A 24517-nucleotide genomic window follows, 5' to 3' on the forward strand; every position below is an offset into this window, starting at 1 on the left:
GAGGATGATTAGAATGAAAGTATTTGGACATCGTGGTTTCAGCGGAGAATATCCGGAGAATACAATGCTGGCGTTTCAGAAAGCTGTGGAGGCTGGTTGCGAGGGGATCGAGCTTGATGTACAGCTGACCAAGGATCTGGTTCCGGTGATCATGCACGATGAGAAGGTTGACCGTACCACAGATGGAAACGGATATATCTATGATCTTACATATGCTGAGCTGTGTAAACTGGATTGCAGTTATCCGGATAAGTTTGCCGGAAAATTCGGCAGGCTTCAGATTCCGACTCTGAGAGAGTATTTGGAGTGGATGGCAGAGGAGGAAGATCTGATCACAAACATCGAGCTGAAGAACAGTGTTTATTATTATGGTGGTATGGAAGAGAAGGTCATTGATATGATCTGCGAATATGGTCTGGAGGATCGGATCATTCTTTCCTCTTTCAATAACGCATCCATTGTACTGTGCAGACAGAGTGATGAGACTATTGCAGGAGGCTTTCTGGTAGATAAATACGTGGATAATGCAGGGGTTTATGCAAGAACCTGTGATGTGCAGTATTATCATCCGAATCTGGAATACCTGAAGGAAGAACATGTACGCAGCTGTTCCCAGAACGGGATCGGGGTGAATGTCTGGACTGTAAACGAGGAAGAGGATATGAGAAGGATGAAGAAATGGGGAGTAAACTCCATCATCACCAATTATCCGGACAGAGGAAGAGCAGTGGCAGACGAGGATTGAAACTGTAATGCAAAGACGCTTTCTGTAAGGTACATACAGGAGGCAGGCTAAATTTGAAATCTCCGGCAGGAGGGGGTCCTGCTGCAGATCTATATAAGCAAAATAAAAAAACTATAATAATGTATATGGAGGATTTTTACAATGGAGAAAGAAACAAGACCTTTTATTTCCTGGCAGCTTGCAGACGATTTTATGACTGCAGTATTTGAGAAAATGGGAGTTCCAACAGAGGATGCAAGACTTTGCGCTGATGTACTTCTGGAAAGTGACAGACGTGGAATCGAGAGCCATGGCTGCAACCGCTTTAAACCGATCTATATCGACCGTATCAAATCCGGAATCTTAAATCCAGTAACAAAGATCGATATCCTTAAAGAGACACCAACAACTGCAGTTCTCGATGCCAACGATGGTATGGGAATGGTAGCCAGCAAGAAGGCTATGGACATGTGTATTGAAAAAGCACATAAATACGGCATGGGTATGGTTGCAGTCCGTAACTCTTCCCATTATGGAATCGCAGGATATTGGACAGGTCTCGCAGCAAAAGAGAATATGATCGGTATCAGCGGTACCAACGCAAGACCATCCGTTGCACCGACATTTGGTGTTGAGAATATGCTTGGAACCAACCCACTGACATTTAGTATGCCTACAGATGAGCCGTTCCCGTTTACACTGGACTGTGCAACATCTGTTATCCAGAATGGCAAGATCGAATACTACGCACGTATTAACCATGATACTCCTAAGGGTCTTGTTATTTCCAGAGAAGGAGAGGAGCTTACAGATAGTGCAGAGATCCTTAAGAAGATCAGAAGCCAGCAGGCAGCACTTGCTCCTCTCGGTGGATTTGGTGAGACAACCGGAGGATATAAGGGATACGGATACTCTACTGTTGTTGAGATCCTTTCCGCTGCTCTTCAGTCCGGTCTCTTCCTGAAAGCTCTGGATGGTAAGGATGAGGAAGGAAAGATCCGTCCATATCATCTTGGACATTTCTTTATTGCTATCGACACAGAGGCATTTATGGGTGCAGAGGCATTCAAGAAAACATGCGGTGATATCCTGAGAGACCTGAGAGGCTCCGAGAAGGCTCCTGGACAGGAACGTATCTACACAGCAGGCGAGAAGGAATATGATGTATGGATGTATCGTAAGGATAAGGGAGTTCCGGTGACAGAGGCAGTTCAGAAAGAGTTTATCGGACTTCGCGATGAATTCGGACTTACACAGTTCAAATTCCCGTTTGAGAAATAATGTATCTGCAGAAGGGAAGTCCATAGGGGCTTCCCTTCTTTTGCCAGAGAAGAAGATTGTCTGAGAATTGTAATACAGCCGGAAATAAAACAGATATATTTGGCAAATGCGTCTGGTCTTTGAAGCAATAAACTGATACAATAAGAATAATATCTTCAAATAATGCGCGGAGATAGGATGATATTGTGTGAACATTGCGGAGGAAGAGAGAAGATGAACAAAGAATTTCTGGACGCGATCGAGGCGAACCCGATCATAGCGGCTGTAAAGGATGAGCAGGGGCTTCAGAACTGTCTGGGCAGGGAGGAGCTTACCGTGATCTTTATCCTGTATGGAGATATCCGTTCTATTGGGGGAATTGTGGAGCGGATCCACCAGGCGGGGAAGATCGCGATGGCACATATAGACCTGATCACAGGTTTAAGCTCAAAAGAGGTTTCTGTGGATTATATTTGTAAAAATATCCATGCAGATGGGATCATTTCAACAAAAGCATCCATGATCAACAGGGCGAAGAAGCTTGGAATGTATACAGTTCTGCGTTTTTTCCTTATTGATTCCATGGCGATCAAGAATATTGAGAATCTGGGAAATCAGCATGAGCAGCTGCCGGATGTGGTAGAGGTTCTGCCGGGGCTGATGCCGAAGATTCTTAAACAGATATGTAAAACAAGCAAGGTGCCTGTGATCGCAGGCGGTTTGATCTCCGATAAGGAGGATGTGATGGGAGCCCTGGGTGCGGGAGCAGCAGCGGTTTCCACTACAAATCAGAAGGTATGGGAATTATGAGGCTGCAGAGGCATTGAGCCGCAGCCAAGAAATGTATTGGAGGATTTTTATATGGCAAAATATGTTATGGCGCTGGATTCCGGAACGACCAGTAACCGCTGTATTCTTTTTGATGAAAGCGGAAGAATCCGCAGTGTGGCGCAGAAGGAGTTTATCCAGCATTTTCCGAAACCGGGATGGGTAGAGCATGATGCAGGTGAGATCTGGTCCACACAGCTTTCTGTTGCCAGAGAGGCTATGAACCAGATCGAGGCAACGGCAGAGGATATTGCAGCGATCGGTATCACCAATCAGAGAGAGACCACTATTGTCTGGGATAAGAATACGGGACAGCCGGTTTATCATGCCATCGTATGGCAGTGCAGAAGAACTTCAGAATACTGCGACAGTCTGAAAGCAAAGGGACTGGAAGAAAAATTCCGTCAGAAAACAGGACTTGTTATTGATGCGTATTTTTCTGCCACCAAGGTAAAATGGATCCTGGATAATGTGGAGGGTGCCCGCGAAAGAGCAGAGAAGGGAGAGCTTCTGTTTGGTACCGTGGAGACCTGGCTGATCTGGAAGCTGACCAAGGGAGCTGTTCATGTAACAGATTATTCCAATGCATCCAGAACGATGATGTTCAATATCAATACACTGGAGTGGGATGATGAGATCCTGGAGGAGCTTGATATTCCGAAATGCATGCTCCCGCAGGTAAAAGAGTCCAGTGAGATTTATGGTGAGACAGATCCGTCCTTTTTCGGTGGAAGGATCCCGGTAGCCGGTGCTGCCGGGGACCAGCAGGCGGCGCTGTTCGGACAGGCCTGCTTTGAGAAAGGTGAAACCAAGAATACATACGGAACCGGTGGCTTTCTTCTGATGAATGCAGGAGATAAACCGGTATTTTCCAATAACGGGCTGGTTACGACCATCGGATGGGGACTTAACGGAGAGATCACTTATGTTCTGGAGGGATCCGTATTTGTGGCTGGTGCTGCGATCCAGTGGCTTCGTGATGAGCTTCATCTGGTGGATTCCGCATCGGATACCGAGTATTTTGCGGGAAAGGTACCGGATGCAAACGGCTGCTACGTCGTGCCTGCGTTTACGGGACTTGGAGCTCCCTACTGGGATCAGTATGCCCGCGGCACGATCGTGGGGCTGACCCGTGGTGTAAATAAGTATCATATTGTGCGTGCGACTTTGGAATCACTTGCATATCAGGTCAATGATGTGCTGGAGGTTATGAAGGAAGATGCAGGAAGTGACCTTGCAGTTCTTCGTGTAGACGGCGGAGCAAGTGCAAACAACCTTCTCCTGCAGATCCAGGCCAATATCAGTAATGTGGCTGTAGAACGTCCGGAATGTATTGAGACAACTGCTCTTGGTGCCGCATATCTGGCAGGTCTTGCTGTGGGATTCTGGGAAAGCAAGGAGGCAGTACTGGAAAGCCGTGATGTGGAACGTATTTTCCGCACGGAGATCGATGACGAGAAGCGAAATGCCATGGTAAAAGGCTGGAGAGCTGCAGTAGGCTGCTCCAGAGACTGGATCAAAAAGATCCAGTAAAAGATAAAAAAGAAAAGTCATGCAGCGGGACCGGATGAAAATGTCCTGTGCATGGCTTTTTTGCGTTTCCGGAATGTCACAGACAGACCGGCATAGTAAGCGATCGCGGAACAGATCCGCCGGAGCTTACAGAGTGGTCAGATCGATCCTGTAATCGTCGGAACCCTCTCCGTCAGCAGTGTAGTAAGCTGCTCTTTCTTCTGCATTTACATAGATGTGGAGCTCTTTGCCTTTCAGGCCCTTTGCTTCTGCATCTTTCTTAACAGCTGCCTCAAGGTCGGCAACTGTGATGGATGTCTCAAAAATTTCAAGTGTGATGCCGCTGATCTTATGATTTTTTACAGTGTTCTTAACTTCTTCTACTACTTCTGGTGCCTTGGCTGCTACAGTCTCTGTTGCCTTTTTGACTGCTTTAACGGTTTTTTCAGCTGCAGGTGTTTTTTCAATCTTTTCTACAGTTGATTTCACGGTAGCTTTGGCCTTGGTGGTTGCGCTCTTCAGGTTGCTTGTTCTGCTGTTTCTTCTTTTTTCCATAATGGAACACTCCCTTCCACATATTTCGCTGACAGAACGGATCTGCCGGAATATGTACCTGTTTACAGTAGCATGAATCCGGTGGAAAGTCAAATTTTTGCTTGGGTGTTGCATTTCCGGCAGTTGTCGTATAAACTGGATTACAGAGAAAATCAGACAGGGGTACAGAGATTGAAGAATATTCAGGAAGATATTAAAACAGGAAAATTTAAGCAGGCATATCTCCTTTACGGTGAGGAAGCCTATCTGAAACAACAATATAAAAGAAATCTGGTGAAGGCTCTGAACCCGGACGATGATACCATGAATTTTACCAGATATGAGGGGAAGGGGATCGATGTCCGGGAGCTTTTGAGTCTTTGTGATACCATGCCCTTTTTTGCAGAGCGAAGAGTAGTCCTTCTTGAGGATACGGGATTCTTTAAGAACAAATGTGAGGAACTGGCAGATTATATGAAAGCTCTGCCTGATTATCTGTATCTGGTGTTCTGCGAGTCTGAAGTAGATAAAAGAAGCCGTATGTACAAGGCGGTAAAAGCCTGCGGCAGCATCGGGGAATTTAAACAGCAGGATGAAAAGACTCTTATGCGGTGGGCAGCAGGGATCCTTGGAAAAAATGGCCGCAGGATCACCCAGAGAGATGTGGAGCTTCTGCTGACCATGACGGGAACAGATATGGGAAATATAAGGATGGAGCTGGAAAAGCTGATCTCCTATACGGTCGGAAGAGATGTTGTGACGGCTGCAGATATCCAGGCTGTCTGTACCACGCAGACAACCAATAAGATCTTTGATATGGTGCGTGCGGTGACGGAGAAGAACCAGAAGCGGGCCCTGGATCTGTACTATGACCTTCTGACTCTTCGGGAACCGCCGATGCGGATATTGTTTCTTTTGGCGAAACAGTTTCGTCAGATCTGCCTGACCAAGAAAATGTCACAGGAGGGTCTTTCTCAAACCGAGATCGCTTCCAAACTGGGAGTACCCTCTTTTGTTGTGCGGAATCTGGCATCCTGTGCCAGATCCTACACTGTGGAAGAGCTGGAGAATGCTGTGCGGGATTTTGTGGATGCGGAAGAGGCGGTAAAGACAGGTACACTTGGAGATGTGCTCAGCGTGGAGCTTCTGATCGTGAAGTACAGCTCGGCGAGAGCAGTGAGAGCCTGAGTTTTACGGAGACGGGTTCTGCCACAGGGTCGCTCCGTTGTCCCTGAGCCATTTTTCGCAGGCTTTATACTCCGGCATCACAGATGCCACCACTGCATAAAAGGCAGGGGAATGATTCATTTCTTTTCTGTGGGAAAGTTCGTGTACCACAACATAATCCAGGACTTTTTCCGGGGCGAAGATCAGCCGCCAGTTGAAATTCAGGTTTCCTTCGCTGGTGCAGCTTCCCCAGCGGGTTTTTTGTTCCCGGATCGTGATACGGCCGTAGGTTACGCCCATTTTTCTGGCGTAGGCTGCGGTTTTTCTTTTGAATATTTTTCTGGCGGATTCCATATAATAACTGCGGCGGAATTCTGAAAGAGGCGGGTTTTCAGCCTGGGGCTGTGCCGGATCAGTGGCAGCGTGTGAGAGATGCTCCAGGATCCAGCTTTCTTTCTGTGAGAGAAAACGATGGATGGTGGAATCTGGCATTGTGTGTGGAGCGCGGACAGTTACCTGACCGGAAACGCTGACCTGGATCGCCAGGGTTTTCCGACTGCTGCGGATAATGCGGTAGGGAAAGGGATGGGATATCATAAAAAACTCCTTTTGGTCAATGCAGAAATCTATATACAAAAAAGACAGTCGCTGACGGTTCGACTGTCTTTCCTTTTACTTATAAGCTTATAACTAAAATATTCCGTGGTCTATTACGCAATGCTGTTGACAGCTTTGGAAAGACGGGAAATTTTTCTGGCGCAGTTATTTTTGTGATAAACGCCCTTGGATGTAGCTTTGCTGATTGTGGAGATTGCGTCCTTAAGAGCAACCTCTGCAGCTGCCTTATCCTTATTCTCAACTGCTGTCTCAACTTTCTTGATGGAAGTCTTAACTGCAGAACGGATTGCTTTGTTTCTTGCAGCCTTAGTGCTGTTAACTAAGATTCTCTTCTTTGCGGATTTAATGTTAGCCAATTCGTACACCTCCGATTCCTTAAAAATATAATATTAAATTACATTCACAGGAACAGACACGGGCGCTCCTATGAAACATGCTTATATATATTATTATACGTGCACAGGAATGTCAAGATGTTTTTTGCAAAAATTCCAAAAAAATATGCAAAAAATACCAGATGCTGTGTGGGAAAGGGGAAATGATACATATTTATGGGAAAAAGGGAAATAATGAAAGGGAAAACACCGGTAAAGCTGCAGATAGCAGCGGAAAAGTCTTTGCAATCTTACAGAAAAAGAGGATGAGAGTATGGCTGGAAGGAGCAGAATCAGAACAGACCTGGCGCTGGAAGCAACGGAACGCTTTCAGGCGGAAAACGTAGAAGTACGTGGAGTAGAGATCAGGGAAAGATACGATGAGGAAAAGGATGTTCGGACTACCGTAGTGCGGATCACAACGGAAAACGGAGCCAGGACCATGGGAAAACCACAGGGGACCTATATTACCATTGAGGCACCGGATCTTTCCGTTCCGGATGAGGATTATCACAGGGAGATCTCGGAAGAGGTGGCACATCATTTGAGGGAGCTGATCGATCTCGGACGGCAGCAGTCGATCCTGGTGGTAGGCCTTGGAAATCAGGAGATTACTGCGGATTCCCTTGGCCCTCGTGCAGTTTCCAATCTTCATATGACAAGGCATGTGATCCGGGAATATGGGCTGAAGAGCAATGAACATATGAAAATGCATCAGATCAGCGGGATCGTTCCGGGTGTGATGGCACAGACCGGAATGGAAACTCTGGAAATTGTTCGGGGTGTTGTTTCTGAGACAAAGCCGGATTTGGTGATCGCCGTAGATGCGCTGGCGGCCAGAAGTACGACAAGACTTAACCGGACGATCCAGATCACGGATACCGGGATTAGTCCGGGCTCCGGCGTGGGGAATCACAGGGAAGGCCTGAATGAAGAAAATCTTTCGGTCCGTGTGATCGGGATCGGTGTTCCGACTGTGGTGGATGCGGCTACTATTGTCCATGATTCCATGGCAGAGCTTCTGGAGGCACTGGAGGAGGATGAGCAGAAGGAGTTTCTGGAAGAAATGATTTCGCCGAAGCTTTACACCATGTTTGTAACACCAAAGGATGTGGATGAAACGGTACGATATTTAAGCTTTACCATTTCCGAGGGACTGAATCTGGCTTTTTCCGATAGTCTAATCGAAGAGGACAGGTCATAAAATACCATAAGAGGTGATCGTGGGTGACGAATATCCAGAGGGCTTTCTGCGTGGTTTTGAGCCTGATCTTCCTGGGCGTGGTGGCTGTCCTTCCGGGAGATTTTTTCAGGCATGGTGAGATCTACAGACAGCTGCCGCTGTATTGCTTTCTGGAAAAGAAAGCTCTGCAGAAGGAAAATGGCAGAGACCGGGAAACAGAGATGCTTTTGCAGGAAAAAAACGCAGAGCATCTGGGTGAAGAAGTGGAAGCAGAGAACCGAAAAGAGCAGGAGACGCTGCTGATGGCCGAGGCGGAAGAAGTGGAGAAGAAAGAAGCCCTTCAGAAGAAAGAAGCCCTTCAGAAGAATGAAGAGCTTCAAAAGAAAAAAGAAATTCAAAAGAAAGAAGCGGAAGATGCAGAGAAAAAATCTCCTGACGGCAAAAAAAATGAAAAGGAGACTGTTAAGGGAAATGCAGAACAGGAAGTTGCTGAGCCAGAAATTACAGAGCCGGGAGGTTCAGAACAGGAAGCTATGGAGCCGGGGGACACAGAACCGGAGACTCCTCCGTCAGAGGAGAACCGATCCGGTGAAAATACTGCGAAGGAACAGGAGACTGTGGCACTGCCACATCCGCAGATTGACTTGTCTCAGGCGAAACTGGCAGATTTTGACTATGTGATGAACCAGTTTTTTATATTAGATTCCAATACGGAGACGAATGCACAGCAGATCAGTGCGCCCCGTTTTCTGAAGGAGGATCTGTCCGTTAAAAAGGATTCATCGGTACCCCAGATCCTGATCTATCATACCCATTCCCAGGAGGCTTTTGCAGATTCAAGGGAAGGACAGACTGAGGACACCATCGTGGGAGTGGGAGATCATCTTACTGAACTTCTGGAAAAAACATATGGATACCAGGTCATTCATATAACAGATGCCTTTGATATGATGGGAGGAACACTGGACAGGAGTAAGGCTTATGATTATGCCAGGGCATCCATAGAAAAAGTGCTGGAAGAAAATCCCACCATTGAAGTTGTGATCGACCTTCACAGAGATGGTGTGCCGGATGAGCGTCATCTGGTAACGCAGGTGAATGGAAAACCTACTGCTCAGCTGCTTTTTTATAATGGATTAAGCTATACAGTCAGTCAGGGGGCAGTGAGTTATCTGCCCAATCCTTACATAGAAGAGAATCTGGCATTTTCCTTTCAGCTGGAATATCAGGCGGCACAGTATTACCCCGATCTTTACCGGGGGATCTATCTGGCAGGTCTTCGCTATAATCTGCATCTTAAGCCACGGGCCCTGCTTCTGGAGGCCGGAGCACAGACAAATACCGTGGAGGAAGTCCGAAATGCCATGGAACCATTTGCAGATATCTTAAACAGAGTTCTGAAAGGCAGTGACAAAGAAGGCTGAAATATGATATGATAAAGAGCAGTATGGAAAAATATGCGTTCTGAACGCTTTATACGAGAGAAATTTAAGGAGGACTTCCTGAATGATAGACCAGAGTAAAATTCGGAATTTTTGTATCATTGCACATATCGACCATGGCAAGTCAACACTTGCGGACCGTATCATCGAGATGACGGGACTTCTTACCGAGAGGGAAATGCAGGCCCAGGTTCTGGATAACATGGACCTTGAGAGAGAACGAGGAATCACCATCAAATCCCAGGCGGTTCGTATTGTATACAAAGCCAAAGACGGAAATGAGTATATTTTTAACCTGATCGATACCCCGGGACATGTGGACTTTAACTATGAAGTTTCCCGAAGCCTTGCTGCCTGTGACGGAGCGATCCTTGTTGTGGATGCAGCACAGGGAATCGAAGCTCAGACACTTGCCAATGTATATATGGCACTGGACCATGATCTGGATGTGGTTCCGGTGATCAACAAGATCGACCTTCCAAGTGCGGATCCGGAGCGTGTTATCAATGAGATCGAAGATGTGATCGGAATTGAAGCGCAGGATGCACCGCAGATCTCCGCAAAAACAGGACTGAATGTAGACCAGGTCCTGGAGCAGATCGTCAATAAGGTCCCGGCGCCGGCGGGGGATGTGGATGCACCTCTGAAGGCTCTGATCTTCGACTCTGTTTATGACCCTTATAAGGGTGTTATCGTATTTTGCAGAGTGAAGGACGGACGTGTGAAAAAGGGCACGAGGATCCATATGATGGCGACCGGATTCACCACGGAGGTTGTGGAGGTTGGATATTTTGGAGCGGGTCAGTTTATCCCGTGTGACGAGCTGACAGCAGGTATGGTCGGATATATCACAGCCAGCATCAAGAATGTCCGTGATACCCGCGTGGGTGATACGGTAACGGATGCGGACAACCCCTGTGCAGAGGCACTTCCGGGATATAAGAAGGTAAACCCTATGGTTTATTGTGGCCTTTATCCGGCAGATGGTGCCAAGTACGGCGATCTCCGTGACGCGCTGGAGAAGCTTCAGCTCAACGATGCTTCCCTTTATTATGAACCGGAGACATCGGTCGCCCTTGGATTTGGTTTCCGCTGCGGCTTCTTGGGACTTCTTCATCTGGAGATCATCCAGGAGCGTCTGGAGAGAGAGTATAACCTGGATCTTGTAACTACAGCACCGAGTGTTATCTATAAGGTCTATAAAACCAATGGTGAGATCATCGAGCTGACCAATCCCACCAACCTTCCGGATCCTTCAGAGATCGAATACATGGAAGAGCCTATGGTGAAGGCGGAGATCATGGTAACCACAGAGTTCATTGGTGCGATCATGGATCTCTGCCAGGAGAGACGTGGTCAGTATGAAGGCATGGAATATATGGAAGAAACCCGTGCACTCCTGAAATACAGACTGCCGCTGAACGAGATCATTTATGATTTCTTTGATGCACTGAAATCACGTTCCAGAGGTTATGCATCCCTGGATTACGAACTGGACGGATATGAGAGAAGTGAGCTTGTAAAGCTGGATATCCTTGTGAATAAAGAAGAAGTGGATGCTCTTTCCTTTATCGTGCATGCAGATACTGCTTACGAGCGTGGAAGAAAGATGTGTGAGAAGCTGAAAGACGAGATCCCGAGACAGCTCTTTGAGATTCCGATCCAGGCAGCTATCGGAAGCAAGGTCATTGCCAGAGAGACGGTAAGAGCCATGCGTAAAGACGTACTTGCCAAGTGTTACGGTGGAGATATCTCCCGTAAGAAGAAGCTTCTGGAAAAACAGAAGGAAGGTAAGAAACGTATGCGTCAGGTAGGTAACGTGGAGATTCCGCAGAAGGCATTTATGAGTGTCCTGAAGCTGGATGATAAATAGGAGATGACTTTTTGAAAAAAAATATAAAAAAACTGTTTCTGGCAGCAGGACTTCTGGCTATAACAGGAGCTCTGCTTACCGGATGTGGTTCAAAGAAGAAAAATGCAGAAGAGGAAAGTGTGATCAAAATCAGTACAGCGCCGGAACCGACTGCCACTCCTGATCCGAAAACCGTAGATCCGGATGCAGTGACGAGCAATGGAAATCTGACAATGGTCAATGAGTACCTGGCAGAAAACGGCAGCGAGGCACTGGGGATCGATGGCGTGACACCGACACCGGCTGCTTCAGACGGAAGTACGGATAATGCGGATAGTGCCGGTGAAGATACAAGCTCCGATGAGGATAATGATACATCAGGTAGTGGTGGAGAGGAAGGAGCCATGGATGGAGAATAAGGCGAAAAAACCGCTGGAGCTCTATATCCATATTCCGTTTTGTGTAAAAAAATGCGATTACTGTGATTTCCTTTCCGGACCTGCAGGAAAAGAGAGGCAGCGTGAATATTTCCAGGCTCTGGAAAGGGAGATCGCTGCTGTTCCGGATTTTTCGGACAGGGAGATCACCACAGTTTTTATCGGCGGAGGAACACCTTCCGTGCCGGATCCGTCTCTTGTGGGAGAGATACTGGATCAGATCAGAAATAAGTTTTTTATGGCCCCGGATGCTGAGATCACCATCGAAGCAAATCCGGGGACTTTATATAAAGAAAAACTTCAGATATATCTGGAACACGGGATCAACCGGCTGAGTCTGGGACTTCAGTCCCCGCAGAATCGGGAATTAAAGATCCTTGGAAGGATCCATACGTGGGAAGAGTTTCAGGAGAGCTTTTTTATGGCAAGGGATGCAGGCTTTTCCAACATCAATATCGATCTGATGAGTGCCATTCCGGAACAGACCTATGCAGACTGGGAAAAAAATCTCCGCACGGTGGCAGGGCTTTCGCCGGAACATATTTCCGCCTACAGTCTGATCATTGAGGAAGGCACTCCTTTCGGGGAGAGAAAGCTGAAATTGCCGGATGAGGATACGGAGTACCGTATGTATGAGAATACGGCAGGGATCCTGGAGGAATATGGGTTTCATCAGTACGAGATCTCCAATTATGCGAAAGGCGGGCGGGAATGCCGCCATAATAAGGGATACTGGCAGAGGATCGATTATCTGGGACTGGGACTTGGGGCGTCTTCACTTCTGGATCATATGCGTTTTTCCAATACTGCGGATATGAAGGAATATATTGGAAACAGTGCGTTTCCGGATAAGATCCGCCAGAATATGGAAAGCCTTACAGAGGCAGATGAGATGGCTGAGTTTATGTTTCTGGGGCTTCGGATGACAGAGGGCGTTTCAATGGAAGTGTTTGCGGAATATTTCGGAAAAAATATGGAAAACGTTTACGGAGAGGTCCTGAAAAAACATCTGGAGATCGGAATGCTGGAACAAAAAGGAGACAGGATATATCTTTCGAGAAAGGGAATCCATGTGAGCAATGGAGTGATGGCGGATTTTCTGCTGTAGAAAAATTTGTCGATTTTTTCACCTTGACGAACGGATGTTCTGACGGTATACTGATAAAAAATCAGAAGTTTTACAGCGGAATAAGAGAGGTAGATTCTGCTGTTGAGAAGAATACCGGAGTATTTTTTATGACCGGACAGAGTAGGAGGCTTTCATGTCAGCAGAAGCAAACGATAAGAAGCGTTTTATTAGGATACGCGGAGCCAATGAGAATAATCTTAAGAATCTTAGCGTCGATATTCCCAGAGACCAGTTTGTGGTACTTACCGGACTCAGCGGCTCCGGTAAGTCATCTCTTGCATTTGATACCATTTATGCAGAGGGACAGAGACGTTATATGGAGTCACTTTCTTCCTATGCGAGGCAGTTCCTGGGACAGATGGAGAAACCGGATGTGGAGAGTATCGAGGGCCTTCCGCCGGCAATCTCCATTGATCAGAAGTCAACGAACCGGAATCCCCGTTCTACAGTGGGTACGGTAACGGAGATCTACGATTATTTCCGACTTCTGTATGCCCGTGTGGGAATCCCGCACTGTCCCAAATGTGGAAGAGAAATCCGCAAACAGACGGTAGATCAGATGGTGGATCAGATCATGACGCTTCCGGAACGCCAGAAGATCCAGCTTCTTGCACCGGTAGTGCGGGGCCGCAAGGGAACCCATGTCAAACTTCTGGATCAGGCCAGAAGAAGCGGATATGTGAGAGTGCAGATCGACGGAAATCTCTATGAGCTTTCTGAGGAGATCAAGCTGGATAAGAATATCAAACATAACATTGAGATCGTTGTGGATCGACTTATTGTGAAACCGGGAATAGAGAAGCGTCTTTCCGATTCCATTGAAACCGTGCTGGATCTGGCGGATGGTCTGCTGGTAGTAGACACTATGGACGGGAAGCTTCTGAATTTCAGTCAGAGTTTTTCCTGTCCGGATTGCGGCATCAGCATTGATGAGATCGAACCCAGGAGCTTTTCCTTTAATAATCCATTTGGTGCCTGCCCGCAGTGTCTGGGTCTTGGATATAAGATGGAATTTGATATCGATCTGATGATCCCGGATAAGAAACGGAGTATCAATGAAGGGGCTATCGCTGTTCTCGGATGGCAGTCCTGTACTACGCAGGGAAGTTTTTCCAGAGCAATCCTGGATGCCCTGGCAAGGGAATATGAATTTTCTCTGGATACACCTTTCTGCGAGTATCCGAAGAAGGTCCAGGATATCCTCATCCATGGTACCGGCGGTCATTCTGTGAAGGTTTATTATAAAGGACAGCGGGGAGAGGGCGTTTACGATGTGGCGTTCCCGGGACTGATCCGCAATGTGGAGCAGAGATACCGTGAAACCGGTTCCGAGGCTATGAAGCAGGAATACGAGAGTTTTATGCGGATTACTCCTTGTACCACATGTAAGGGACAGAGGCTGAAGAAAGAGTCCCTGGCAGTGACCGTGGCGGATAAGAATATTTATGAAGTGACCAATATGCCGGTACAGAAGCTGCAGGGCTTTCTCCGCGATCTGAAGCTTTCAAAGCAGCAGGAGCTTATTGGAAGGCAGATTCTGAAGGAAATCCGTGCCAGGGTTGGATTTCTGGCAGAGGTTGGCCTGGAGTATCTTTCACTTGGAAGAGCTACCGGAACCCTTTCCGGCGGAGAGGCTCAGAGGATCCGTCTTGCCACACAGATCGGATCCGGGCTTGTGGGGGTTGCATATATCCTGGATGAGCCGAGTATCGGGCTTCACCAGAGAGATAATGACAAGCTTCTGGGGGCACTGATGCGTCTCCGTGATCTTGGCAACAGTCTGATCGTGGTGGAGCATGATGAAGATACCATGCGTGCTGCAGACTGTGTCATCGATATCGGCCCCGGAGCCGGAGAACATGGCGGACAACTGGTCGCAATGGGGACAGCTGAGGATCTGATGAAAAATGAGCAGTCTGTGACAGGAGCTTATTTAAGCGGAAGGCTGAAGATCCCGGTACCGGAAGTGAGGAAGGAACCAACCGGATTTCTTCATATAAAGGGTGCGGCAGAGAACAACCTGAAGCATATCGACGTAGATATTCCTCTGGGAGTGATGACCTGTATCACAGGTGTTTCCGGCTCCGGTAAGAGCTCTCTGATCAATGAAATCTTGTACAAGAGACTTGCCAGAGACCTGAACCGTGCCAGAGTGATCCCCGGGAAACATGATGACATCCTGGGTATCGATCAGCTGGATAAGGTGATCAATATCGACCAGTCCCCGATCGGAAGAACTCCCCGTTCCAATCCTGCCACATATACCGGAGTTTTTGACCAGATCCGTGATCTTTTTGCAGCCACCGCAGATGCCAAGGCAAAGGGCTACAAGAAAGGCCGTTTCAGTTTTAATGTCAAGGGCGGACGGTGCGAGGCCTGCAGCGGTGACGGAATCATCAAGATCGAGATGCATTTTCTTCCGGATGTATATGTGCCTTGCGAAGTCTGCAAGGGCAAACGCTACAATCGTGAGACTTTGGAAGTGAAGTATAAGGGCAAGAGCATTTATGATGTATTGAATATGACTGTGGAAGAAGCACTGACATTTTTTGAGAATGTACCGTCGATCCGGAGAAAGATCGAGACCCTGTATGATGTAGGGCTTTCCTATATCCGCCTGGGTCAGCCCTCCACCACTCTTTCTGGAGGAGAAGCACAGCGTATCAAGCTTGCCACAGAACTCAGCAAGCGCAGTACCGGAAAGACGATCTATATCCTGGATGAGCCTACCACAGGACTGCACTTTGCGGATGTCCACAAGCTGATCGAAATCCTGCGCCGTCTGTCTGAAGGAGGAAACACCGTTGTGGTCATTGAGCACAATCTGGATGTGATCAAGACGGCGGATCATATTATTGATATCGGACCGGAAGGCGGTGACAGAGGCGGAACGGTAATTGCCAGAGGAACTCCGGAGGAAGTAGCAGAGAATCCGGTTTCCTACACCGGTAAATATGTGAAAAAATATCTGGAACAGAAATAACCGGTAAAAGTTCTTTTCAATTTCTGTGGTTTTGTATATAATGAAGTGCGGGAACGTTCCGGCACAGACCGGAACAGAATAAGTCAGAAATGCGTCAGCATACGAATGTGTATGACGCAGGCGGGAGGATTTATGCCGGCAAAGGATATTGGAATCGATCTGGGAACCAGAAACAGTCTGGTGTTTTCCACAGGCAAGGGGATTGTTTTAAGAGAGCCCTCTGTGGTTGTTTATGATAAAGATACAGAGAAGATCAGAGCGATCGGTGAGGAAGCCAGACAGATGGCAAGCCATCTGACTTCCAATATGGAAGTGATCTGGCCAATCCGAAGAGGTGTGATCGTAGATTATAATGTAATGGAAAAGATGCTGAAATATTTTATTTCACAGGCTATGGGACGGAGAGCGTTCCGGAAACCGAGAGTCAGCATCAGTGTTCCGAGCGGGATCACGGAGATTGAGCGTAAAGCAATTGAGGAAGCTGCCTATCAGTCAGGAGCCAGGGAAGTTTTTCTTGTGGACGAGCCCATCGCTGCTGCTATTGGTGCAGGTGTAGATATCACCAAGCCATTTGGTAATCTGATCGTGGATATCGGTGCAGGGACCACGGATGTTGCGGTCGTATCCGTAGGAGGTGTGGTTGTTTCCGCATCTGTGAAGGTTGCAGGAGATAATTTTGATCATGCGATCATGAATTATGTACGTGAGAAGCACAGCCTCTTTATCGGGGAGGATGCAGCGGAGAATATCAAGATCAAGATCGGAACAGCCAGTGAAGAAGCGGATCTTCGCACGATGGAGGTCAAGGGCAGAAATATCATCACAGGACTTCCGAAGGTGGCAACACTGACTTCTGAGGAGATCCGGACCGCTTTGCGGGAAACGACCGGACAGATCGTAGAGACAGTCCATGGCGTTCTTGAGAAAACACCGCCGGAGCTGGCGGCAGATATCATGGACCGAGGAATCGTTCTTACAGGCGGAGGTGCCATGCTGCATGGAATGGATGCATTGATCGAGCAGAAAACAGGAGTCAGCACATTGACTGTGCAGGATGCAATGCTTGTAGTGGCTGCCGGAACAGGAAAATATGCGGAAATCATGTCAAGGATGTAAACCGTTATGAGGCGTCCGGACGGCACAGGGTCAGAGAAGAGACTGCCGCAGGAAACTCATACAGATAAGGCGCTGCAGCTGCAGTGCCTTTTGCTGTTATCAGAGGTTTACAGATGGAGAAAAAAATGAGTGAGACAGTTACAGGATATATAGATCATGTGATCTTCCGAAATGAAGATAATGGATATACGGTCATGGTACTGAAAGGGATGGAAGAGGAACGGGAACTGACCTGTGTGGGGACATTTCCTGCGATTACCCAGGGGGCTGCCATTGAAGCTTCCGGAAATTATACAACACATCCGGTGTATGGCAAGCAGTTTCAGATAGCCTCCTACGTAGAAAAAATGCCGGAGGATGCACTGGCCATGGAGCGTTATCTGGGTTCTGGTGCGATCAAGGGGATCGGAGCGGCACTGGCAGCCAGGATCGTACGTCGTTTCGGTGATGATACTATGCGTATTGTAGAGGAAGAGCCGGAGCGGCTGGCTGAGATCAAGGGAATCAGCGAAAAAAAGGCCATGGAGATCGCAGAACAGATGACGGAGAAAGCAGATATGCGCCGCGCTATGATCTTTCTCCAGAAATACGGGATATCGCTGAATCTCGGCGCAAAGATCTATCAGAAATACGGGCAGACTGTATATGGAGTCCTGCAGGAGAATCCGTATCGCCTTGCAGAGGATATCAGTGGTGTGGGATTCCGTATCGCAGATGAGATCGCTTCCCGGATCGGGATCCATACAGATTCAGATTACAGGATAAGAAGCGGAATGTTGTATACTCTCCTACAGGCTTCAGGAGAAGGCCATATCTATCTCCCGAAGGAGGAACTTTTTTCCAGGGCATCCGGACTTTTGGGAGTAGATTCCTCCTATATGGAAAAACATCTCATGGATATGGTAGTAGACCGGAAACTGATCCTGAAAGAAACAGAAGACGGTGCAGTTGTCTATCCCACACGATATTATTATCTTGAGCTGAATTCAGCCAGAATGCTCTGTGAGCTGAACATCCTCTGCCCGGAAGATGAGGAGATGATGGCGAAACGGATCAACAGGATCGAAAAGGAGACAGGAACCCGGTTAGATGAAATGCAGAAACAGGCAGTGGCGGCAGCTGCCAGTCATGGTCTGTTCATTCTGACCGGCGGGCCGGGAACCGGAAAGACTACAACGATCAATGCGATTATCCGTTATTTTGAAGAGGAAGGCGCTGAGCTGCGGCTTGCAGCTCCCACCGGCCGTGCAGCCAAGCGAATGACAGAGGCTACCGGATACGAGGCTCAGACGATCCACAGACTTCTGGAGCTGAATGGAATGCCGGAGGAAGAGCAGGAAGGCCGTGCAGTTCATTTTGACAGGAATTCGGAGAATCCGCTGGAAGCGGATGTGATCATCATTGATGAGATGTCCATGGTAGATATCGCACTGATGCATTCATTGCTTCTTGCAGTGACAGCAGGGACCAGATTGATCCTGGTAGGTGATGAAAATCAGCTTCCCAGTGTAGGCCCGGGAAATGTTCTGAGGGATATTATCCGCAGCGGCTGTTTTCCGGTAGTAGAGTTGAAAAAGATTTTCCGCCAGGCATCTGAAAGTGATATTGTGGTGAATGCCCATAAGATCAACCGGGGCGAGCAGGTGACCATCAATAACAAGAGCCGGGATTTCTTTTTTCTGAAAAGATATGACGCGGATATCATTATCCGTGTGGTGATCGCACTGATCCAGGAGAAGCTTCCGCGTTATGTAGATGCAAAGCCCTATGAGATCCAGGTGCTCACTCCTATGCGCAAGGGACTTTTAGGTGTGGAGCGGCTGAACCAGATCCTTCAGAGATATCTGAACCCGCCGGATGAAAAGAAAAAGGAGAAAGAGATCGGACAGCGTCTTTTCCGTGAAGGGGATAAGGTGATGCAGGTGAAGAACAATTACCAGCTGGAGTGGGAAATCCTTGGACGATACAAGATTCCTGTGGATAAAGGTGTGGGCGTGTTTAACGGAGATACCGGTATTATGACGGAGATCAATGAATTTGCGGAAACGGCCACCGTGGAATTTGAGGATGGCAGACAGGCAGAATATTCCTTCAAACAGCTTGAGGAACTGGAACTTGCCTATGCAGTGACCATACATAAGTCCCAGGGCTCAGAATATCCGGCAGTGATCCTTCCGATCCTTTCCGGACCAAGGATGCTGATGAATCGGAATCTTCTGTATACAGCAGTGACCAGAGCCAGAAAATGTGTTACCGTAGTAGGCAGCGAGACCACTTTTGCGGAGATGATCCGTAATGAAAAACAGCAGCAGAGATACAGCTCTCTGGACAGACGGATCCGGGAGCTGGATGAATCTGAACAGAAGGAGAGCGCCATCGGGGAGAAAGGACTTTCTTGAAAAAAACAGCAGATTTTTTACTGGACATGCTTTACCCGAAAAAATGCCCGCTGTGTCATCAGATACTGAAAGAAAAAGACCGGCTGATCTGTCCGGAGTGTTCCGGAAAGGTCAGGCCTATATCCGGTCCCAGGTGTATGAAATGCGGAAGACCGGTAAAAATGGAAGAGGAATACTGTGAAGACTGCCGCAAGGGTGCCCATTATTTTACGGAGGGCAGAAGTATTTTCTGGTACGGAGAGGTCTGGAGACAGTCTTTGGTACGATTTAAGTATTACGGATGTCGGGAATATGGGGATTTTTATGCAAAGGCAATGAGCATCTTCGGAAAAAAATATCTGGAACGGTGGAAGCCTGATCTGATCGTTCCCGTTCCTCTGCATCCCAGAAAAAAAAGGATGAGAGGTTTTAACCAGGCAGCATATCTGGCAGAAAGGCTCAGTGTTCTTACAGGGATCCCATGGAATGAGCATCTGGTAAAGAAGATACGAAGCACAAGATCTCAGAAAAAACTTAATGCCATACAGAGGCGTCAGAACCTGAAAAATGCATATCAGGTAACCGAAAAGATCCCAGGTTTTTCTGTACTTGTGGTGGATGATGTATACACAACAGGAAGTACGGCAGATGCCATGGCAATGTGTCTTCTTGAGGCCGGTGCAGAGAAAGTTTATTTTCTGACAATATGCGCAGGAAGGGCATGAAACAGCCGAAAAAACACTTTTCATAGGTATGGAACTATGCTACAATAAATTTGATTGCAGTTAAACAGTATAACTGTATGGAAAGCGTAATGCAGATCATATATCGGGGATTTTCCTGATAAAGAAAGCTTATGAGGAGTTATTTTTATGGTAAATGAAGAAAAAGTGAAGATCATGAACCGTCTGGCCATGTATGAGCATGGAGAAGGCAGGAAGTATCTTCCGGTGAGCAGATATTATCGAAGTGATTATATTGGACTTGCACTGATCAGAAACTTTTTTCTGGTAACGATCGGATATATATTGGGACTTGCAGGCGTTGCCGCATATTTCAGCGAATATCTTATGGATAATGTGAATAAGATTAATCTGGTCGAGGTTGGGATCTATATCATCGTCGGTTATCTGATCGTGCTTGTTGTATATTCGATACTGACCTACATCCAGTATTCTGTGAAATATTTCCGGGCAAAAAAAAGTGTCAGGGAATATTATCAGGATCTTACAAGACTGGAAAAAATCTACGGGCGGGAGGAAAAAAGAAATCCGGTCCGGAGAAATGCAGGAGGACATAGAAAATGACAGCTTTACTTGAGATCAAACAGAATATCAAAAGATTTTACGGACAATATGAAGTATATATACTGCCGGTCCTGAAGTTTGTTCTGGCATTTGCCTATTTTCTCTGGATCAACAGCAATATGGGCTACATGAAACAGCTGGATAATATTTTTGTTGTCCTGATCCTGGCGCTTGTATGTTCGATCCTTCCGGTTTCCGTGATGATGTTTATGGGATTTGCGTTGATGATCGGGCACTGTTATGCAGTCGGGATCGAAACGGCAGGATTTATGCTGCTTCTTATTCTGTTTATGCTGATCCTGTTCCTAAGATTCAGCAGGTCACAGAATCTTGCAATGATCCTTACACCACTTTCCTTCGGATTTGGTGTTCCTGCACTTATGCCGATCGGAGCAGGCCTGCTGGGTAGTGCATTGTCAGCGCTTCCGGCCGGATGCGGTGTTGTGATCTATTATTTTATACGGTTTGTACATGCACAGTCGGCGGCACTCAGTGATCCTGCCGCAGAGATCACAGAAAAACTGAAGCTGATCTCTGACGGACTTGTCCACAACTGGGCAATGTGGATCACGGTGATCGCGTTTGTGGTAGTGATCCTGTTTGTGAACCTTCTGAGAACACGGGCGTTTGATTATGCATGGAGGATTGCTGTCATTGCCGGCGGCGTGATCTATATCCTGGTTATCCTTGCCGGAGATTTCTGCATTAGTATTACGGTAGCCATGGTGCCGATGATCCTGTCCACAGTGATCTCCGTACTGGCAGGATTTGTTCTGGAGTTCTTTGTTTTTGGCGGAGATTACAGCAGAACAGAACGTCTGGAATATGAGGATGATGAGTACTATTACTACGTAAAAGCCGTTCCGAAGGCAACGGTCGCCACTTCTGAGAGAAGCATCAAAAAGATCAATGCGGAGCCGGTAAAAGAAGAAAAAAAAGAAGACAATGTTGTGTCTTTCAGTGATGATGTATTTCCTGAGAAGAACGAAATGCATACAGTAAAGATGCCGGATATGGTTTCCGAAAATACAGTAAGTGAGAAACCGCAGGGATTGGACAAGATCGATTTCGAAAAACAGCTGGAGGAATCGCTGAAGGATCTTTAAACAGGAACGATTGGAATAGCTCAGGAAGAAAGGAGGAGACTTATGCAGAATGTGCTGACAGTTGTGGCCGGATATCTGGGGAAGATTTCCCTTCCGGGATTTGGCGTGATAGATATCATTGAGATCGGACTGATTTCCTTTTTTGTATATCAGTTTATGGCATGGATCAAATTTACACGTGCATATACCCTTCTGAAGGGCATTTTGATCGTCCTTGGATTTATCCTGGTCGCATATATCTTCAAAATGAATACGATCCTCTGGATCTTCCGGAACCTGGCTAATGTGCTGGTGATCGGTGTGATCGTAATCTTTCAGCCGGAGCTGAGGAAGGCGCTGGAGCAGCTGGGACAGAAGAAGTTTGTTTCCAACATTATTCCCTTTGATTCCGGCAGGGAAGTGCAGGAGCGTTTCAATGACAAGACTATCAACGAACTGGTAAAGGCCTGTTTTGATATGGGTGAAGTTAAGACCGGAGCACTGATCGTGATCGAGGAAGAGATCCGGCTTGACGAATATGTGAGAACCGGTATCAATATTGACGGTATCCTTACCAGTCAGCTGCTGATCAATATTTTTGAGCATAATACACCTCTTCATGACGGAGCGGTGATCGTGCGTGGGAACCGTGTGGTAGCAGCAACCTGCTATCTGCCTCTTTCAGATAATATGGAACTGAGCAAACAGCTGGGAACAAGACACAGAGCAGGTGTGGGTATCAGCGAAGCTACGGATTCTCTTACGATCATTGTTTCGGAAGAGACAGGACAGGTTTCAGTGGCCAGAGGCGGAGAACTATCCAGAGGGCTTAACAGCAAGCAGCTTCGTGAAGTACTTGTTTCTGCTCAGAATAAAAAGGTTGTTGACAACGGTAAGCTGAGAAATCTGCTGAAAGGGAGAGTGAAACATGAAGAAAAATCTGACTAAGAACATCCCTTTGAAGATCATGTCGATTATTGTGGGAATCCTGGTGTGGCTGATCGTAGTAAATGTTGATGACCCTATCATTACGAAAGGCTTTGTGATCTCAGATGTGCAGATCATCAACGAAGCTTATGTGGATCAGCTGGGTGAGATGGTCATGCAGGATGACCGTGAAAATTCAGTACGTGTTTATATTACAGGTGATCGGAAGACAGTCAACCGTCTCACCTCAAGTGATATTAAGGCAGTTGCGGATCTGCAGCAGGCCCAGTCTACCGATACAGATCCTGTAATGATTCCCATTACAGCGACCTGCTCCGGGATACTGCCGGAAAATATTAGTGTATCACCGCAGAATCTGAGTGTCCATCTGGAAAAAAAGGTGACCAAAGAATTTGCGATCAATGTTACCAGTGATGACAGCAAGCCGGCACAGGGGCTGGAGATTGCTTCGCTCACCGCGAATCCGGAAAAAGTCCGTATTACAGGACCGGAATCTCTGGTTGGTAAAATAGATAGTGTGAGTGTGGATGTAAGTTCAAAACTTGACGGGATCGATCAGGATACGATGATCACGGACGCAGAACTGACTATCACAGATAAGAATCAGGACACTCTTTCATCAAATTCCATGAGCTATCTGAAATTTGATAACAATGGAAAAGTCAATGTTACGGCAAAGCTCTGGAAGGTGCGTTCTGATATACGGATCAGTGCGGGATATACAGGGGAACCAGCAGAAGGCTATGTTGTGGATAGTGTCACAACAGTACCGGAGACTTTCAGCGTAGCCGGAAGTGAGGAAGCACTGAACAATCTGAAACTTCAGGGAAATACCATTTATCTAGACAATGAGAATGTGGATATTTCAGGAAAGAGCAATGACGTGGAAAAGAAAGTAAACCTGTCAGAGCTTCTTCCGGATGGCCTCAAGCTGACATCCGGATCCAGTACGGACCTCTGGATCACAGTCAATATCCTGCCGGAGGGCAGTAAGATATACAGCTTCCCGACAGAGGATATCAAAGTAAAGGGTCTGCCTGATGATCTGCAGCTGGCATTTGAAGTTGCAGATATTGAACTGAAGGTGCAGGCGGAAGAAGGAGATCTTTCCCAATTTGATCTGAAGTCGGTAGGAGCAGCACTTTCCATGGATGACTGGGAGGAGGGCAGCTACGAAGTACCGATCAAAATCAGCCTTCCGGAAGGCTACAAGCTGCTGGAGGATGTAACCGCCGAGATCAAAATCTCCAAGGTTTCCAATGTAGACAGCAGCAGTCAGTAAGTAATCACAGCTTTGGACAAGGCTTGAAGGATAAGTAATATAAAGGGAGACAGCAGCAATGTTAAGTTATAAGGTAACGGTCAGGAACCCGTCAGGGCTTCATCTTCGTCCCGCAGGGCTTTTGTGCGGCGAGGCAATAAAATACAAATCGTCCATAACATTTCAGTATGCCGGAGGTACAGCGAATGCCAAAAGTGTTCTGAGTGTTCTGGGTGCCTGTGTTAAAAGCGGGGATGAGATCACACTGGTCTGCGAGGGTGAGGATGAACAGGCTGCGATAGATGCGCTTGTGGCTCTTATCGAAGGCGGATTGGGCGAATGATACGTAACAGATACAATAATTATTTACAGCAGCATG

The 24517-nt window shown here is 47.2% G+C and carries 22 protein-coding genes; 19 read left to right on the plus strand and 3 right to left on the minus strand.

Annotation, left to right across the window (positions count from 1 at the left end; genetic code table 11):
• The first annotated feature begins 13 nt into the window (after window positions 1-13).
• The 4 genes from CCC70_RS02315 (at window position 14) to glpK (ending at window position 4345) form a co-directional block, all read left to right on the plus strand.
• The gene (locus tag CCC70_RS02315; RefSeq protein ID WP_186582410.1) at window positions 14-745 is read left to right on the plus strand and encodes a glycerophosphodiester phosphodiesterase; all 732 of its coding nucleotides are present in this window, start codon (window positions 14-16) and stop codon (window positions 743-745) included.
• A 141-nt stretch (window positions 746-886) separates the two neighbouring features.
• Window positions 887-2005: an Ldh family oxidoreductase gene (locus CCC70_RS02320; protein ID WP_015527445.1), complete on the plus strand. Its 1119-nt coding sequence runs from the start codon at window positions 887-889 to the stop codon at window positions 2003-2005.
• Window positions 2006-2218: 213 nt separating this feature from the next.
• Window positions 2219-2794 (plus strand): glycerol-3-phosphate responsive antiterminator, encoded by a 576-nt coding sequence (locus CCC70_RS02325; RefSeq protein ID WP_015527444.1) that lies wholly within the window; start codon window positions 2219-2221, stop codon window positions 2792-2794.
• A 51-nt stretch (window positions 2795-2845) separates the two neighbouring features.
• A complete protein-coding gene (glpK, locus tag CCC70_RS02330) occupies window positions 2846-4345 on the plus strand; it encodes a glycerol kinase GlpK (RefSeq protein WP_022426947.1) in 1500 nt (499 codons plus the stop codon).
• A gap of 126 nt (window positions 4346-4471) precedes the next feature.
• Here glpK and CCC70_RS02335 read toward each other — a convergent pair whose 3' ends face one another.
• Window positions 4472-4879 carry a DUF6465 family protein gene (locus CCC70_RS02335; protein WP_015527442.1) on the minus strand — a complete coding sequence of 136 codons (408 nt, stop codon included), beginning with the start codon at window positions 4877-4879 and terminating at the stop codon, window positions 4472-4474.
• A gap of 171 nt (window positions 4880-5050) precedes the next feature.
• Between CCC70_RS02335 and holA the strand changes: the two genes are divergently transcribed.
• The gene (holA, locus tag CCC70_RS02340) at window positions 5051-6046 is read left to right on the plus strand and encodes a DNA polymerase III subunit delta (protein WP_022426949.1); all 996 of its coding nucleotides are present in this window, start codon (window positions 5051-5053) and stop codon (window positions 6044-6046) included.
• Between the two features lie 3 nt (window positions 6047-6049).
• Here the strand turns inward: holA and CCC70_RS02345 are convergent, their stop codons facing one another.
• Together CCC70_RS02345 and rpsT are read right to left on the minus strand one after the other, a co-directional pair.
• Entirely contained in the window at window positions 6050-6622 is a 573-nt protein-coding gene (locus tag CCC70_RS02345) for a M48 family metallopeptidase (protein ID WP_278603290.1), read from the minus strand.
• Window positions 6623-6735: 113 nt separating this feature from the next.
• Complete coding sequence (gene rpsT / locus CCC70_RS02350; RefSeq protein WP_022426951.1) at window positions 6736-6999, minus strand: 30S ribosomal protein S20; 264 nt, start codon at window positions 6997-6999, stop codon at window positions 6736-6738.
• A 292-nt stretch (window positions 7000-7291) separates the two neighbouring features.
• Here rpsT and gpr point away from each other — a divergent pair, with 292 nt between their 5' ends.
• The 14 genes from gpr to CCC70_RS02420 all read left to right on the plus strand — a co-directional run bounded on the left by gpr (window position 7292) and on the right by CCC70_RS02420 (window position 24481).
• Window positions 7292-8221, plus strand: a complete 930-nt coding sequence (gene gpr / locus CCC70_RS02355; RefSeq protein ID WP_015527438.1) for a GPR endopeptidase — start codon at window positions 7292-7294, stop codon at window positions 8219-8221.
• A 23-nt stretch (window positions 8222-8244) separates the two neighbouring features.
• Window positions 8245-9624, plus strand: a complete 1380-nt coding sequence (locus CCC70_RS02360; protein WP_270389563.1) for a stage II sporulation protein P — start codon at window positions 8245-8247, stop codon at window positions 9622-9624.
• Between the two features lie 82 nt (window positions 9625-9706).
• On the plus strand, window positions 9707-11515 hold the full coding sequence (lepA, locus tag CCC70_RS02365; RefSeq protein ID WP_021651884.1) for a translation elongation factor 4: 1809 nt from the start codon (window positions 9707-9709) through the stop codon (window positions 11513-11515).
• Between the two features lie 11 nt (window positions 11516-11526).
• Window positions 11527-11913 (plus strand): hypothetical protein, encoded by a 387-nt coding sequence (locus tag CCC70_RS02370; protein ID WP_021651885.1) that lies wholly within the window; start codon window positions 11527-11529, stop codon window positions 11911-11913.
• Window positions 11903-13039 (plus strand): radical SAM family heme chaperone HemW, encoded by a 1137-nt coding sequence (gene hemW, locus CCC70_RS02375; protein WP_287084175.1) that lies wholly within the window; start codon window positions 11903-11905, stop codon window positions 13037-13039. Before CCC70_RS02370 ends, hemW begins: the two co-directional genes overlap by 11 nt.
• Window positions 13040-13193: 154 nt before the next feature.
• Window positions 13194-16043 (plus strand): excinuclease ABC subunit UvrA, encoded by a 2850-nt coding sequence (gene uvrA, locus CCC70_RS02380; RefSeq protein WP_059086148.1) that lies wholly within the window; start codon window positions 13194-13196, stop codon window positions 16041-16043.
• 132 nt (window positions 16044-16175) lie between these two features.
• Complete coding sequence (locus tag CCC70_RS02385) at window positions 16176-17159, plus strand: rod shape-determining protein (RefSeq protein WP_022426956.1); 984 nt, start codon at window positions 16176-16178, stop codon at window positions 17157-17159.
• Between the two features lie 125 nt (window positions 17160-17284).
• Complete coding sequence (gene recD2 / locus CCC70_RS02390) at window positions 17285-19558, plus strand: SF1B family DNA helicase RecD2 (protein ID WP_287084176.1); 2274 nt, start codon at window positions 17285-17287, stop codon at window positions 19556-19558.
• Window positions 19555-20262, plus strand: a complete 708-nt coding sequence (locus CCC70_RS02395) for a ComF family protein (RefSeq protein WP_287082979.1) — start codon at window positions 19555-19557, stop codon at window positions 20260-20262. Before recD2 ends, CCC70_RS02395 begins: the two co-directional genes overlap by 4 nt.
• A gap of 147 nt (window positions 20263-20409) precedes the next feature.
• Window positions 20410-20844: a hypothetical protein gene (locus CCC70_RS02400; protein ID WP_015527429.1), complete on the plus strand. Its 435-nt coding sequence runs from the start codon at window positions 20410-20412 to the stop codon at window positions 20842-20844.
• The gene (locus CCC70_RS02405; RefSeq protein ID WP_022426958.1) at window positions 20841-21950 is read left to right on the plus strand and encodes a hypothetical protein; all 1110 of its coding nucleotides are present in this window, start codon (window positions 20841-20843) and stop codon (window positions 21948-21950) included. Before CCC70_RS02400 ends, CCC70_RS02405 begins: the two co-directional genes overlap by 4 nt.
• Before the next feature lie 42 nt (window positions 21951-21992).
• A complete protein-coding gene (gene cdaA, locus CCC70_RS02410; protein ID WP_015527426.1) occupies window positions 21993-22877 on the plus strand; it encodes a diadenylate cyclase CdaA in 885 nt (294 codons plus the stop codon).
• Complete coding sequence (locus CCC70_RS02415) at window positions 22858-24159, plus strand: CdaR family protein (RefSeq protein WP_287084177.1); 1302 nt, start codon at window positions 22858-22860, stop codon at window positions 24157-24159. The genes cdaA and CCC70_RS02415 overlap by 20 nt, the downstream gene beginning before the upstream one ends.
• 58 nt (window positions 24160-24217) lie before the next feature.
• Complete coding sequence (locus CCC70_RS02420) at window positions 24218-24481, plus strand: HPr family phosphocarrier protein (protein ID WP_015527424.1); 264 nt, start codon at window positions 24218-24220, stop codon at window positions 24479-24481.
• Window positions 24482-24517 lie beyond the last annotated feature (36 nt).

Source organism: Blautia sp. LMAG:89 (genome assembly GCF_008679485.1).
Lineage (GTDB): Bacteria > Bacillota > Clostridia > Lachnospirales > Lachnospiraceae > Blautia_A > Blautia_A fusiformis.